Origin of the sequence: Alteribacter lacisalsi, from assembly GCF_003226345.1 — a bacterium.
GTDB lineage: Bacteria > Bacillota > Bacilli > Bacillales > Salisediminibacteriaceae > Alteribacter > Alteribacter lacisalsi.
The window spans coordinates 1,385,033-1,399,044 of sequence record NZ_PDOF01000001.1 but is presented as its reverse complement, the minus strand read 5'-3'; the positions used below and the strand labels follow the sequence as shown (position 1 = coordinate 1,399,044).

Genomic DNA, 14,012 nt, shown 5'->3' with positions numbered 1-14,012 from the left:
GAGGCTGCACGCACCTCACGGGTTTTTTGTCTTTTTATTCCGCTGCAGACTTATGGAAAAGCTCTTTTCGAAAAGATTGTTGCTTTAACTAGCTTTAATTTCGTAGCGAAAGGCCGCGACTCCTGCGGGAAAAGCAACCGTCGAAGACCCCGGAGGGTGATTTTCCCGAGGAGGCTGAGGCGTTGCCCGCGGAAAGCATCGGCCTGCAGCGCAGAAAACAACAATCTATCCGAAAACCGCCTATGGAAAAAACCATGAAGGAAAAATTTGAGGCTTGAGAATAGGTGCAGAAACCGTGTCTATGGTACGTTATGTTTAATGAGAAGGGCGGTGGAGACATGGGAGTGCAGGATGTTTGTGTGATCGGCGGAGGCTTTGGCGGGTTGACTGCAGCCGCCATCATGGCTCAGTCCGGACAAGTGAATGTTACTCTCCTCGAAGCATCCAGGGAATGGGGAGGATGTGCAGGAAAGTTTTCAAGAGGTGCCTTCACCTTTCCCGCAGGGGCCACACTTGGACTGGGGTTTCAGGAGGGAGGCATTCACGATGTGATCAACACGAGACTGGGGATCCAGGTGGAGAAAACGCTTCTTGATACAGTAATGGCTATCCATACAGAAGACCGGACAATACGTTACTTTAGAGACAGAGAAAGATTTCTGGAAGAAATGGACAGCCATTTTCCGCAGATCGATGAGAAAATTAGAGCCTTTTTTCAGCATTGCTGGAGAATTGCAGCCCCGATGAACAGGCTGTCAGCGTCCTTTCCGGCTGTTCCGCCGGTATCTGCCTTTGATTTTTTTCACAGTCTTAAACAGATCAAACCCGGGGATGTAAAACTCGGATTCTATATTCGCAGACCGCTTTCCTGGCTTTTACGCAAATACGGGCTTGAGAAAGAAGAAGATTTTATTCATTTCATTGACGGATTGCTGATCGACAGTCTTCAGACATCGTCAGAAAAAGCATCATGCCTTCTTGCAGCCTATGCACTTGATATTTATCACCAGGGAGCATATTACCTTTCGGGCGGCCTTTATAAAAGTGCGGAAGCGCTTGCAGGAATTGTAAAATCTTCATGCGGTAAAACCATGCAGGGACGAAAGGCAGTTAGAGTAGGCAAAAAAGACAGCCGGTGGGTGATTGAGGATCATCGCGGAACCAGCTATACAGCAGATCATGTCGTATTCAATGTGCCTGTTGAAGCGTTGAAAGACCTTCTGGACCGGGAACTCTATGAGTCCCTTCCGAAGAGGTCAAAAAAAGATACGGGCGGCCAGTGGGGGGCGTTTACGTTATATCTTGCTGTTTCAGAAGAGGTGATCCCGGATCACATGCCTCTCTTTCAGCAGGTGGTATCCGGCATCGGAAGTCCATTAGCCGAAGGGGACCATTTGTTTGTCTCGGTGTCAGATAGAAACGACAGATACCGGGCACCTTCGGGATTCAGAACTTTAACCGTCAGCACCCATACAGACGTGGAAAAGTGGAACGACCGCAGGACGTATGATGAGCACCGGGAGAAAATGACAGACTACATGTTGCAGCGCCTGAAAACAGTTCTCCCCCGTTTGGAAGAGGGCATTGTTCACCTGCTGCCAGGTGCACCAAGGGCCTGGGAACGATTTACAGGCAGACCAGGAGGCAGTGTAGGCGGCTATCCGCAGACAACTGGGAATAGTTTCTTTCGCGATCATCCTCACAAACTTAAGCACAAGGGGCTGTGGATCTGCGGCGATACTGTGTTTCCTGGTGCAGGAACAATGGCCGTTTCCAGTTCAGGTTACCATGCAGCCAGATCGGTTCTAAGGTCCGTCAGTACGTAATGTACAGGGCTATGTTTAAAACAATCCCATTCCGGTAAAAGAATATAGCGTAAGTAATTAATCGAGGAGTGGTTATTGTGGCAAAGAAAATGCTTATGATTGTAACAGGAACCGATAAAATTAATTCAGATAATAAAACCGGCATCTGGGTGTCCGAATTTACTGAGCCCTACCTCGCTTTCCGTGAAGCCGGTTATGACGTGACAGTTGCCTCTCCAAAAGGAGGAAAGGCTCCTCTTGATCCTAATAGTATGGAAGAAGATATACCTGAAGAATGGAAAGAAGCCATGAAGAGACTTGAAGAAACCGCTGAGTTAAAACAGGTATCAGCTGAATCCTATGAAGGCGTATTCCTGCCTGGAGGTCACGGTACGATGTTTGATTTTCCTGATGATGAAAACATTAACTCTATTCTCCAGTACTTCGCAGATCACAATTTCCCGATTGGAGCAGTATGCCACGGGCCTGCAGCCTTTGTTAACGCCGTAAAGTCCGATGGCACATCTATTATAGACGGGAAGAAAATCACCGCCTTTACAAACGAAGAAGAAGAGTCGACAGAACTTGATAAATATATGCCATTCATGCTTGAGACGTCTCTGCGTGAGAAAGGTGCATTGTTTGAGTTGGGAGCGCCGTGGAGTGATTATGCCGTAATAGATGGAAATTTCGTTACCGGACAGAACCCGCAGTCAAGTTTAACCACTGCACGGGCCTTTATCGAAGTTGTGGAAGGGCAGCGTAAGAAAAAGTTTGAATAGGATCACCAGGCAAGAAGGTTTTGAATAAAAGAAAAAACGGTTTCAATTCGGTTTGCGAATTGGAACCGTTTTTTAATGTTTTATCCATCCGGACTTTGAGGCAACCTTGTCGCGACTTCATAAAGTTCAGGCTAGTACTTTTCCAGCCTCTTTTTATTTTGCTGTTTTCGGAAAGGTTGTTGATTTATGTCGCTACAGGCGGATGCTTTCCGCGGCCATCACTTCAGCCTCCTCGGGAAAATTCCTGCTTCATCCTCTGCCAGCAACCCTTCGAAGCGGCCTGCGTTGAAGCAACTCGCAGCATATTCGAGAAGCAAGCGCTCGTCGCTGGAGTCATAATAAAGTGGTCAGGCAACAATCTTTACGAGCACAGCATTTCATTTTGCGTTATTTTGCGCCATTTTCAGGAAGCGGATCTCATCTTCCACGAGACCGCAGCTGCCGCACTGAATTCTTTTATCAGGACCGTTGTATGCCATGTGAAAAAGCTCCTGTCTTTCTGTTTCCTCATAATCTCCTTCATCGTTGTTCCACATCACGGGTGTGACGACCTGATCAATTACATTAAAGCGTGTCTTTGCCCGGCAGGAAGGGCACATGTACGTATGGTTCACGCTGAACACTCCTTTATTTTTGATTGCAGATTTAAATCGGCTTCGAAGAGCGAAACCATTAGTTTTGCATAGTTTCACCAGTTTCTGTGAAAATACTCCCGTCCGTTTTCCTGAAGCAGGGATCATGGTATGATGTAAAAAGGAACGTATGATCGTGCGCTGATGAACGGTTGGGTCTGAAAGCACAGCCGTAAAGGGATTCTGACCGTTTCAGTTACTATTACACTGCAGAAACAGCAGACTTTGCAGGAATGTTAAAGGGGGATTGCCGGATGTCACCGGAGTTTTTGAAAGAAATAGCTTCAATCGTAAAGGAGAATCCGTTTAAGCATAAAGTGTTCATCGTGCCGTCTAAACGGGATGGAAGACTGACTGTACAGGCTCTCGCTAAAGAGGGGATTCCTGTAATAAACGTACATAATGCGACAGCAGAAGATCTGATCCGGCAGCACCCTGGCTGGGAGCAGGTCAGGGATGGGAGAAAGGAGTGTTCGCAGGAAGGAGGCCGCCAGTTTATCTTTTCTGCCATGAACAGCATGAAAACCAGCGGCAAGTTTCTGTATTTTTCACAGGTTAAGCTTTCCCCTGCCCTCAGTGAAGGTGTTTACCGGGCGATACTAGATATCAGGCTCGCAGGAAAGTCATCTGAAGACCTTGACGAAACATTCTTCGTGAAAAAAGACAAAGGTGCCGATCTGACAGCGTTGTTTAAAATCTATGAAAACTATTTAAAAGATAATCAGCTGTATGACCGGGCTGACATGTACAGGTATGCTGTTGAACAAGGCCTGAAAGGAATGGAAGAGACCCACTATATTTACTTTCCGCATGATGCCTATCACGCTCTTCCCGCTGCATTTTTAAGACAATTTGTCAGCTCAGGTATGCTTCATATCCCAAAGTGGACACAGATTGAAAATGCCGAGCAGAATAAACAGCTTCTTGAAGACAATAGAGGTGCAGAACACAGCTTTTCGCTGGAGGAAGCCATCCAGGAACGGAAACAGAATATCCACTTGTCTGTAAAATTCAGTCCAGAGGAAGAGTTAATGAACATCCTGGCCTGCCTGAGAGAGAAAGAAATCCCTTTTGACCAGGCGATCATCTGCTATCCGGACTCCGGCACTTACCGGTCTCTTCTTCTTCAGCTTAGAGAAAAGGAAGGGATTCCGATTACGTTTTCAGAAGGTGTTCCCTTATCCTTTATGCCTTCCGGCAGAGCGGTTTTTGCTTACCTTGACTGGTTAAAATCCGGGTTTCATATCAAGGGGCTTGAACGGCTTTTAAATGAAAGGCTAATCAGAACACCAGAGGGGACAGAGGTTTTCAGCGGCATTAAAGCTTTAAAGGAAGCAGGCGGTTTTAGGGGCTACCAGGTGCTTTGGGAGACCCTTGATCTGCTGGAAGCGCGAGGTCAGGAGCCTGCCTTTACACATTGGCTCAAATCGCTTCTCACTGTCTCTCCTTTTAAAACTGCTTTTGAGAAGGTGACTTCAGAACAGTGTCTGAAAGCTGTGTGTACCTTTTTAGAAGAGTGGTCCCGGCCGGTCAGCCCTGAGGATGAATCAGCTAAAATGCACGTGGTTTCCATGATAGAGGCGACAGCAGAACAACTTACTTTTTCTTTAAGAGCTTCGGAAGCTGTCTTTCAGACAGAATACTGGCTTACGTCCATGCAGGTAACCTCATCCATGCCTGAACCAGGTCATATCCATGCAGTTCCTTCAAGATCTGCTCTGTTTTTCGACTTCCGGCACACCTTTCTCGTAGGAATGACAAGTCAGAATGTGCCCGGCTCTGCGAAAGAGGACCCGGTACTTCTTGATGAAGAACGAATTCGTATTCATCCGGACATGATGACCTCCAGGGAACACGCAAAGCGCGGAGTATGGAAAACGGCCTGTCTCGTTGGCAGTGTGCGGGGAATAACAGGTTATTCCTACCCTCTTATGGATCTGGCAGGAAACCGTAAAGCTGCCCCTGCCTACAGCTTTATTCAGCTTTACAGGTACATAAATAATCAGCCTGAAGCTGCCGGTGAAGAGGTGGAGCGGAAGCTGACTGGCGATCTCTCCTTTATCAGCCCTGAGACCTCCAGGATCAGCGGGAATGGCTGGTGGCTGGACAAATTGTGGAGAAAAAGCAAAATTACAGATGCATCACTTTCCCATCCGTTATTTGCTCACCTTTTGGAAGGCTGTAAGTCCGAGCGATCAAGAAAATCAACTCAGTTCACAGCCTATGAAGGACGTGTAGAAGGGCTTACGGAGGAATACGATCCTCTTGCAGGCTCAACGATTATTATGAGTTCAAGTAAACTTGAAACGCTTGCCACGTGTCCGTATAAATATTTTTTAAAGGATATTCTTAAAATCGAACCGGAAGAAGAAGAGGAGGAAGACCGCTATAAATGGCTTGATCCTGCTGCGAGAGGAACGCTGCTTCATACCGTTTTTGAGCGATTCTATCAGGAACTTTATGATCAGGGGAAAACAGCAGAACTCGATGGTACCGAGGACTGGCTGAAACAAATTGCCTCGGAGGAACTCGCCAGACTCAGAAAGGTTCTTCCGCCGCCGAGTGAAGTCATATTTGATCTTGAAAGCAGGGAAATTTATGACGCCTGTTATATCTTCCTTAAGGTTGAAGAGTCTTTTAGTGCCGGGAGAAAACCGGTTCATTTTGAGCTTTCGTTCGGGTTCAGGGATCAGGATCCCGTCACAATCCCGCTCAGTGAAAACCGTAAACTCCAGGTCAGAGGGAAAATTGACCGTGTGGATCTTCTGGAGGACGGCACCTACGGCACGGTGGATTATAAAAGCGGCAAGCCGTATGGGTTTGATGATGAGCTTTATTTCAACGGCGGGAGAAAGCTGCAGCATGCTCTGTATGCACTCGCTTTTGAAATGATGGATGAAGCAGGGAGCAAGCGTGTAACCCAGTCCCATTATCTCTTTCCGACAGAAAAAGGAAGCGGATATCAAGCCGCCAGAGCTTACAGCGACAAAAAGAAAGAAGATCTGCTGCAGATCATTGAGACGCTTGCTTCATTTATTAAAAAAGGACAGTTTCCCTTTACTGAAAACCCTGAAGACTGTACCTTCTGTGAGATGAGAGAAGTCTGCATGCGCCACCGCTGCGCTGAATCTGTCGTACAGGAAAAGCTCTCTGGCGAAGCCGGAAGCAGATTGATAGAGGAGGTGCGGAGCTATGACTGAATTGATTGATCAGAAACAGCGGGATTTAATTGATCAGGATCTGGAGCGGAATTTTCTTGTAGAGGCAGGGGCTGGTTCCGGAAAAACCCGAAGTCTCGTCACCAGGATGTCCAATCTGGTCGTAACCGGTAAATATCAGATCCATGAAATTGTCGCGATTACCTTTACCCGAAAGGCGGCAGATGAACTGAAGGAACGTTTTCAGGCAGCTCTTGAAAAGCTCTCATCCACCGTATCAGAACCGGTTAAACGTGACCGGATCGCAAGGGCACTTGAAAATTTTGACCAGTGCTTTCTCGGTACAGTTCATTCATTCTGCTCAAAGGTACTTAGGGAAAGACCTGTAGAAGCAGGTTTGGACTTTGATTTTCGCGAGCTCGATGATCTTGAGGATGACGCTCTGCTTGATCAGGCATGGGAGATGTACCTTACCGGCATCCGGTCTGAACAGGAAGAAAAACTGAAAAACTTTGAAGAAGCAGGAATCGATGTGGCAGAGCTTCGGAGTGCGCTGAAAACGGTTAAAGAATACGAGGATGTTACCTGGTTTGCGACACCAGTTGAACGGCCGGATCTTGACAGTGCTTTCAAACGTATCCTTGATTTTATCGAATACGCCAAAAGATCCATGCCCGGGACAAAACCTGCGAAAGGATACGATAAACTTCAGGAGAAACTTCTCACAGCGATGCGGAGACTCAGCTATTTTGATCTGGATCAGAACAGAACACGCCTGCAGTTGATTAAGCTTTTCGAAACAAAGCCCGCAGTCACGTTAAACCGCTGGGAATCCAAAGATGAAGCGAAGGACCTGAAAGAAAAAGCGGCCATACTTCATGAGGATACCTGCGCTTTTATGGAAAAATGGTACGAATACGCCCATTCGCTTATCGTGCCTTTTTTAAGGCCTGCACTGCTGACATACAGCGGTCTGAAAAAAGAACTTTCCCAGCTGAACTTTCAGGATATGCTGCTACTTACAGCAAAGATGCTCCGTGAACAGCCGGAAACGAGGAAGTATTTCAGTCAGAAATATAAATGCCTGCTAGTAGACGAATTTCAGGATACCGACCCGGTTCAGGCGGAGATCATGCTCCTGTTAACGGGGTCACTTGAGTACGAAAACGAATGGACCAGGCAGGTTCCAAAACCCGGTTCTCTTTTTGTTGTAGGGGATCCGAAACAATCTATTTACCGATTTCGCCGGGCGGACATTGATATTTATCAGAAAGTAAAACATATGATTGCCATGACAGGCGGGGAGACCCTTAATCTGGTAATGAACTTCAGAACCACAAGCCGGATTACCACGCGACTTAACCCTGTGTTTAAGACGGCAATGCCGGAGATAGAAAATGCCTATCAGGCTGCTTACAGACCGCTGGTTTCGTTTAAAGAGGATGAAGAAGATGATGCAGTAAAGGGCATTTATACCCTGACAATCCCGGATGGGAAAAAAGATGAAGTCATCATTGACGAAGCAGGCCGTGTAGCAGGGATTATTCAGGAGATGATTCGCACAGGAGCGGCTAAACCGGCTGACTTTATGGTTCTCACTCGGTACAACGATGGTGTGCTTGTGTATACGAAAGCCCTGCAGGCCAAAGGAATTCCAGTAATGACTTCCGGTGAGGTGAATCTGGGTGATGACGAAATGCTCAGAAGCCTGGCACATCTGTATATGTATATGGCCAATCCAGCAAGCAGTTTTTATTTTTCAGCTGTGTTAAAAGGTCCCTTTTTTGGTGTAAGTGATGCTTTGCTTGTGAAGTACCGAAAAGCAGGGGGAGAACTTCATGCCTACTCCTCTTTGCCTGATCCTCTGTCCAGTGAAGACCGGTCTGTTCTTGCTGTGTGCTTTGAAAAAATTCGCCTTTATCTGAAGTGGAGCAGGGAACATCTGCCGGTTACCGTAATGGAAATGACTGCTGAGGATCTCGGCCTGTTCGTTTCCGCAATGAAAGCAGAAAAAACAGCAAGAGACGCCGTTCACTATTATCAGATGATCCAGAAGGTAAGAGATGAAGAATCCCGCGGTCTTACGCTGTTTGGAGACTGTGCAAGGTTATTCAGAGACCTCGTCACGGAGCGAGTGCATGAAGAACTGCTGCTGCCGGAGGATCAGCAGGCTGTCAGAGTTATGAACGTGCATAAATCCAAGGGTCTTGAAGCCCCTTATGTCTTCCTTGTTCATCCGAAGAAAAGCACGGATCCCGGTAAGCACGTGGATCGCCACATTGAGCGTAGTGAAAAGGAGTCCACTGGGTATTTTACCTTCCAGAAATCAGCCGGCTTATTCAGACGAGAGATGATTGCCCGACCTGAGAACTGGGACGAAAAAAAAGAAGAAGAAACAACCTATCTTACTGCTGAAGAAACAAGGCTACTGTATGTGGCAGCAACGCGGGCAGAAGAAATGATGGTCGTAAGCCGCACAGACAGCAGCACTGATAAAGGGAACCCATGGCTTCCTCTGGTTAGAGGAATTCCGGGACTTGAAGAAATTCCGGTACCAGAGGAAAGTGAGGAAGAACCTGAAAAGGCAAAAGGCAAGTATTTAGAAGCTTCGTCCTATGAACGCTTCCTGCATGAACGCGACAGCTGGATTAAATCGGCATCCACACCTTCTTATCAGCTGAAGACACCGTCTCAAAAAGACGAGGAGACCGATGTCTTTACTTTGGAGCGAGCTACCGGCGGCGGAGCAGATTGGGGAACTTTTGTTCATGCGTTGTTTGAACGGCAGATCAGACATGGTGATGCGGACGAAGGGGTCATAACTCAAATGCTTGCCGATCATGAGCTGGAAATGGACCGAGGTGCTGAAGCTTTGGACGCTTTAAATGTTTTTATGAAATCAAATCTCTGGCTTCGTCTGACAAAATCAGACAATGTTATGACAGAAGTCCCATTCATGTATCGGCAGCCGGGAGAAGACAAATATGCCTCAGCATGCTTTTTAAATGGGATCATCGATTTAATCTTTATTGAGGATGGAAGCTGGGTCATTGCTGATTTTAAAACGGACCGCCTGAAGGACAGCAGCCAGCTGCCTGAACTTAAAGCGTATTATCAAAAGCAACTGGATCTTTATTCAGAAGCATGGCGTGACATGACCGGACAGCCTGTGAAAGAAACCACGCTTTATTTTGTCTATCACACGGAATAGCTGACACCGGCCTCTGATACGGTTATGAGGCCGGCATTCCGTTCATTTTAATTAATGTGGATTTTTCTGTCAGGATCTGACTTATGGGTCTTATAAAATCTGACCATACTAGTAAGGGTATCCTCAAAAGAAGAAATGTGAATCCCGGAATCAGCGAGGTCTTTTTCCGTTTTTGTCGTATCATAAACCGTTCTGCACGTGAGATAGGCAAGCGCTTCCTGTTCAACACCAAGCCACCTGCGGAGTTTTCGAAACCTCAGGAAGAACGTGGCTGACCCGAGAGGGATTGTACCTCGCGGTTTTTTACCCAGGTACTCTTCCATCAGTAGCCGATACACCTCCCGCATAGGCAGCGGGGAAGGGTCTGTTAAGTGATAGGTTTTTCCTGCCCCGGCACTGGTGCGGCTAAGATAGACCGTTGCCTGAATCACGTAATCAACAGGAACAAAATTCCCATCCGCTTTGCCGGTTCCAAGATACGGGATCAATGGAAGAAAGGACAGCCGGTCGAACATGTTAAGAATGAAATAAGGGCCGTCGAATTTAATGGTTTCCCCATTATCGGACCGGCCTCTTACAATACCAGGCCTGATAATTGTAACAGGGATCCGTTTTTTAGCAGCCTGTACGATCTTTTCGGCTTCAAATTTAGTTTTTTCATAATGATTTTTAAAAGCCTGACCCATGTCAAGTTCATCTTCAGTAATCAGACCCTCCCGTTTGCCAGATACGTAGGCTGTGCTAAAATAAGTGTATCGGTTAAGGTTCTGACATTTTTCCGCCCATTTGGTGACATGTCTTGTTCCATCTACATTAACCTTGTATGCAGCATCCTGCTGAGCGGCCAGATCATATAAGGCAGCGAGATGATATACATAACGAATGGTCGGCATCAGTTCTTCCGACACTGCTGTATTCATCCCTAAATCCGGAAGGGTGATATTACCTTCGATCAAATGAATCCGGTCTTTAAAGGCGGGACAGGCAGATTGAAGTATTTGTATTTCACGTTCAGCATTCTCTCTCTGTGATTGTAGCACCAGCAAGTAAATGTGATCCGGCCGGTGATGAGGACTTTCCATTATTCCTTTCACTAGGCTCCTGGCAATAAACCCGGGAAAACCTGTAAATAAGTAATTTTTCACTGTGTCTGTCACCTCCACGTTATGTCGAGATTATCATATTTTTTCGTCTCGTTGGTGCATCGAAGGCTGAAAATTCTAGTAAAATAGTATTGGAATTTTGTTGAAATGGGTGGTTTGCTGTGACTGGAAAAAAAAAGAATAGGTATATCCTATCTAATTCGTTATATGATACGAAATGCCTGCAGAAAATCGTGTATAATGTTCATAACAATCGAAACATTCAAAATCAGGTGGTACTATGATCGGAGACCGTATTAAAAAACTAAGAAGCGAAAAAGGCCTTTCGGTGGAGGAACTGGCTGACGGCATCCTATCGCCGAAATATATACAGGATATTGAGAACAATACCCGCCATCTTCCTGATGATATTCTGCCTGAAATCGCATCCCGTCTGGGCACGTCAGTAGATTCCCTGCTGGGCATTGAAAAAGAGACGAATATTCGTAAAGCCAAAGAGCTGCTTGATTCTGCCCTAAGGTATACATACAGGGAATTGTTGGACCTTGCTAAAGAAAACGTAATTCAGGCAAAAGGTTTCCAAGAACATTTCTCAGAAGAGCTGGAGATCAAACTAATTTTACTTGAGACACAAATTCTGCTAAAAGAAGAAAAAATTGATGAAGCAGCGAAAAATATGAATAAAATAGACGGACTCAAGGTTCAGGCTTTTAGTGATCTTTATTTTGTTTATTTACGAATCCTTGGGGCCATAAGCTATTTCAGAGAAGATTTTTGGAAAGCTATAACGCATTTTCAGCAGGCGATTAATGTTAAGATAAATTTTGAAAAACATGCCTTTGAAGTAGGGATCTGCTACTTTAACCTGGGAATGGTTTGTGCATATATAGGAAACCTCAGTTGGGGCGAACAGCACTTAAAAAAGGCAGAATCGATATTTCAGGATATCGGTGAAATTAAACAATTAACTGACACTTTTATCAACCTGGGTAATATTTACTACAGACGAAAAGATTATGAAGATGCACTTGATACGTATAAAAAAGCTCAAAATCTTCTTATATATAATAGCGATTTAAAAACATCTTCTTTCATTTTTAATAACATTGGGCTTGTATACTCTGATTTGAAAAATTATACTAAAGCTATAGAGTATGGGAACAGAGCACTTTCATTAAAGAAAAAATTAAACCGCTTTCCAAACGAGGTTATGAACACCCTAATTCTATTAATGGATTCACATATGAAGTTAGGCGAGGCGGAAATGGCAGAGATTTATGTCAAGGAACTTTTGTCTTATTTGCCCAACGTTAATGCTTCTATGACCAGAGGTCATAGTTATTCTACCATTGCTGATTTTTATAAATCACAGGGTAATATATGTAAGTATACAGATTACTCCAAGCAATCCATTAATATTTTTGTGAAAGCGGAACTTTATTTTTATGCGGCTACAGAAGCTTATGAACTGGGTATTGAAATTGAAGACACAGATCTCATATGCGAATCAGCTAAGTTGTTTTATCAATACCACAATAAACTTAAAAATCATTAAGGAGGAAATATTATGAAAAAGCTTTTAGTTGCTATTATTTTTGCTGGTGCAGTAGTACTAGGTAATTTCGGTGGAGATTTGTCAGCTTCCGGAGATCCTGATTGGATCAAGCCTTTTTCTGAAGGCGGTTCAAATTAATTGATCAGGGATGCGCCATTACAGCGCATCCTTTTTCTTTTGGAATGATTTTAGTGGACAGCCTGTATACATACTGTAAAACCTCATTGTATGCAGGTAGGTGAATAGGTTTGCCGGATTTTTTAGTGGGAAGCGCATTGGCAGCAGCGGCGACAGCTATTGGTGCTTTACCGGCACTGATTTTCAGGAGAGGCACACACCGGTTCAGAGATCTGCTTCTCGGTTTATGTGCAGGCGTAATGATGGCTGCAGCTGTATTCGAATTAATCCCCAGGTCCCTTGGTATGTCTGATTTTATCGTCGTTGTACTTGGTGTTTCAGGGGGAATGCTGTTTCTTTCTCTCCTGGAGACAACTATTCCGCACCACCATCTTGACCATGAAGGAAAGAATGTCCGAGTGGATAGAAAGGCTGTTTTAATTGTCAGCGCTATTGCGCTTCACAATCTTCCTGAAGGTTTATCAGTCGGGGTCAGCTACGGAAGCGGAGTTGAAGGTCTGGGCCCGCTAATTGCCCTTTCTATAGGATTCCAGAACATGCCTGAAGGGTTTCTGGTTGCCATCTACCTTATACAGCAGCGGGTTAAACTTTTCATTGCATTTCTTGTTGCTGTTCTGACCGGTTTCGTAGAGTTTTTTGCTGCCATTGCAGGTTATCTACTGACAGGATTTTTTGTAACTGCAGTGCCCTTTGGTCTTGCGTTTGCAGCAGGCTCGATGCTGTATGTGATCTACAAGGAACTTATTCCTGAAAGTCATGGAGACGGAAATGCCCTTCAGGCAACATACTCTTTTATGGCTGGTCTGATCGGGATGTTATGGCTGATCAACTGGTTTTAAGCACCTGGATGCGATGTTTGATTGCACGAGGCTGTTCTTTACTCTAAAATAAATGGAGTGGAGATTTCCTGATCAGGGTATGAGAAGATCAGGAACAGTTGATTGAGGTGTTTGCCAATGTGGATGAAGTTGATGATCAGGATTTCCGTACTGCTTCTCATTATTTATGCAGTTTACACCCTGAACCAGACGATTTTTCAAATTGATCCTGAAAGAATCCGTAACTGGATTCTCTCTTTCGGGCTTCTCGCTCCGTTGTTTTATCTGCTTATATTCGCCCTGCGGCCATTAACTCTTTTTCCTGCTTCGATTCTTGCGGTGGCCGGCGGGTTATCCTTTGGTCCGCTTTTTGGACCGGTTCTGACGTATGCAGGATCATTAATGGGGGCTGTTATTTCTTTTTGGATCGCAAGAAAGCTCGGAAAACATCTGATCAGCAGGAAGTGGCAGGTAAAAGCCGAAGCGCTGCAGGAGAGGGTGGAAAAGCATGGATTTTTCTATGTTCTTGTACTCAGAATCCTTCCTGTCGTTAATTTTGATCTGGTAAGCTACCTTTCTGGAGTGTCCAGGATCCCGTTTAAAACCTACATCGGGGCGACCATGTGCGGAATCATCCCCGGTTCTCTGGCTTTCAGCTTTCTCGGGGCAAGTTTTGTAGGTGGGGACTGGAGAATTATAGCAGCAACGGTAATGCTTTTTGTAGCGGCATTTTTAATACCGGTTTATGTAAGGTACAGGCTTGCAAAAAGAAATATTGATCTTGACAAAGACCTTGAAACCCTGGAATAA

General features: G+C 45.3%; 10 protein-coding genes. 8 read left to right on the top strand and 2 right to left on the bottom strand.

What is annotated here, in order from left to right:
• Nucleotides 1–338 precede the first annotated feature (338 nt).
• The gene (locus CR205_RS06885; RefSeq protein ID WP_161524700.1) at nt 339–1,826 is read left to right on the top strand and encodes an FAD-dependent oxidoreductase; all 1,488 of its coding nucleotides are present in this window, start codon (nt 339–341) and stop codon (nt 1,824–1,826) included.
• A 77-nt stretch (nt 1,827–1,903) separates the two neighbouring features.
• On the top strand, nt 1,904–2,587 hold the full coding sequence (locus tag CR205_RS06880) for a type 1 glutamine amidotransferase domain-containing protein (RefSeq protein ID WP_110518188.1): 684 nt from the start codon (nt 1,904–1,906) through the stop codon (nt 2,585–2,587).
• Between the two features lie 377 nt (nt 2,588–2,964).
• Here CR205_RS06880 and CR205_RS06875 read toward each other — a convergent pair whose 3' ends face one another.
• A complete protein-coding gene (locus tag CR205_RS06875; RefSeq protein ID WP_110518187.1) occupies nt 2,965–3,201 on the bottom strand; it encodes a DNA alkylation repair protein in 237 nt (78 codons plus the stop codon).
• 272 nt (nt 3,202–3,473) lie between these two features.
• On the opposite strand from CR205_RS06875, the gene CR205_RS06870 reads away from it, so the two are divergent.
• Entirely contained in the window at nt 3,474–6,419 is a 2,946-nt protein-coding gene (locus CR205_RS06870) for a PD-(D/E)XK nuclease family protein (RefSeq protein ID WP_161524699.1), read from the top strand.
• A complete protein-coding gene (locus tag CR205_RS06865) occupies nt 6,412–9,588 on the top strand; it encodes a UvrD-helicase domain-containing protein (protein ID WP_110518185.1) in 3,177 nt (1,058 codons plus the stop codon). Before CR205_RS06870 ends, CR205_RS06865 begins: the two co-directional genes overlap by 8 nt.
• Nucleotides 9,589–9,635: 47 nt before the next feature.
• Here CR205_RS06865 and CR205_RS06860 read toward each other — a convergent pair whose 3' ends face one another.
• The gene (locus CR205_RS06860; protein ID WP_110518184.1) at nt 9,636–10,733 is read right to left on the bottom strand and encodes an SDR family oxidoreductase; all 1,098 of its coding nucleotides are present in this window, start codon (nt 10,731–10,733) and stop codon (nt 9,636–9,638) included.
• Between the two features lie 238 nt (nt 10,734–10,971).
• Here CR205_RS06860 and CR205_RS06855 point away from each other — a divergent pair, with 238 nt between their 5' ends.
• The 4 genes from CR205_RS06855 to CR205_RS06845 all read left to right on the top strand — a co-directional run bounded on the left by CR205_RS06855 (nt 10,972) and on the right by CR205_RS06845 (nt 14,012).
• The gene (locus tag CR205_RS06855; RefSeq protein WP_110518183.1) at nt 10,972–12,246 is read left to right on the top strand and encodes a helix-turn-helix domain-containing protein; all 1,275 of its coding nucleotides are present in this window, start codon (nt 10,972–10,974) and stop codon (nt 12,244–12,246) included.
• Between the two features lie 12 nt (nt 12,247–12,258).
• On the top strand, nt 12,259–12,384 hold the full coding sequence (locus tag CR205_RS20680) for a hypothetical protein (RefSeq protein WP_268877400.1): 126 nt from the start codon (nt 12,259–12,261) through the stop codon (nt 12,382–12,384).
• A gap of 110 nt (nt 12,385–12,494) precedes the next feature.
• The gene (locus tag CR205_RS06850; RefSeq protein ID WP_110518182.1) at nt 12,495–13,223 is read left to right on the top strand and encodes a ZIP family metal transporter; all 729 of its coding nucleotides are present in this window, start codon (nt 12,495–12,497) and stop codon (nt 13,221–13,223) included.
• Nucleotides 13,224–13,340: 117 nt separating this feature from the next.
• Nucleotides 13,341–14,012, top strand: a complete 672-nt coding sequence (locus tag CR205_RS06845) for a TVP38/TMEM64 family protein (protein WP_110518181.1) — start codon at nt 13,341–13,343, stop codon at nt 14,010–14,012.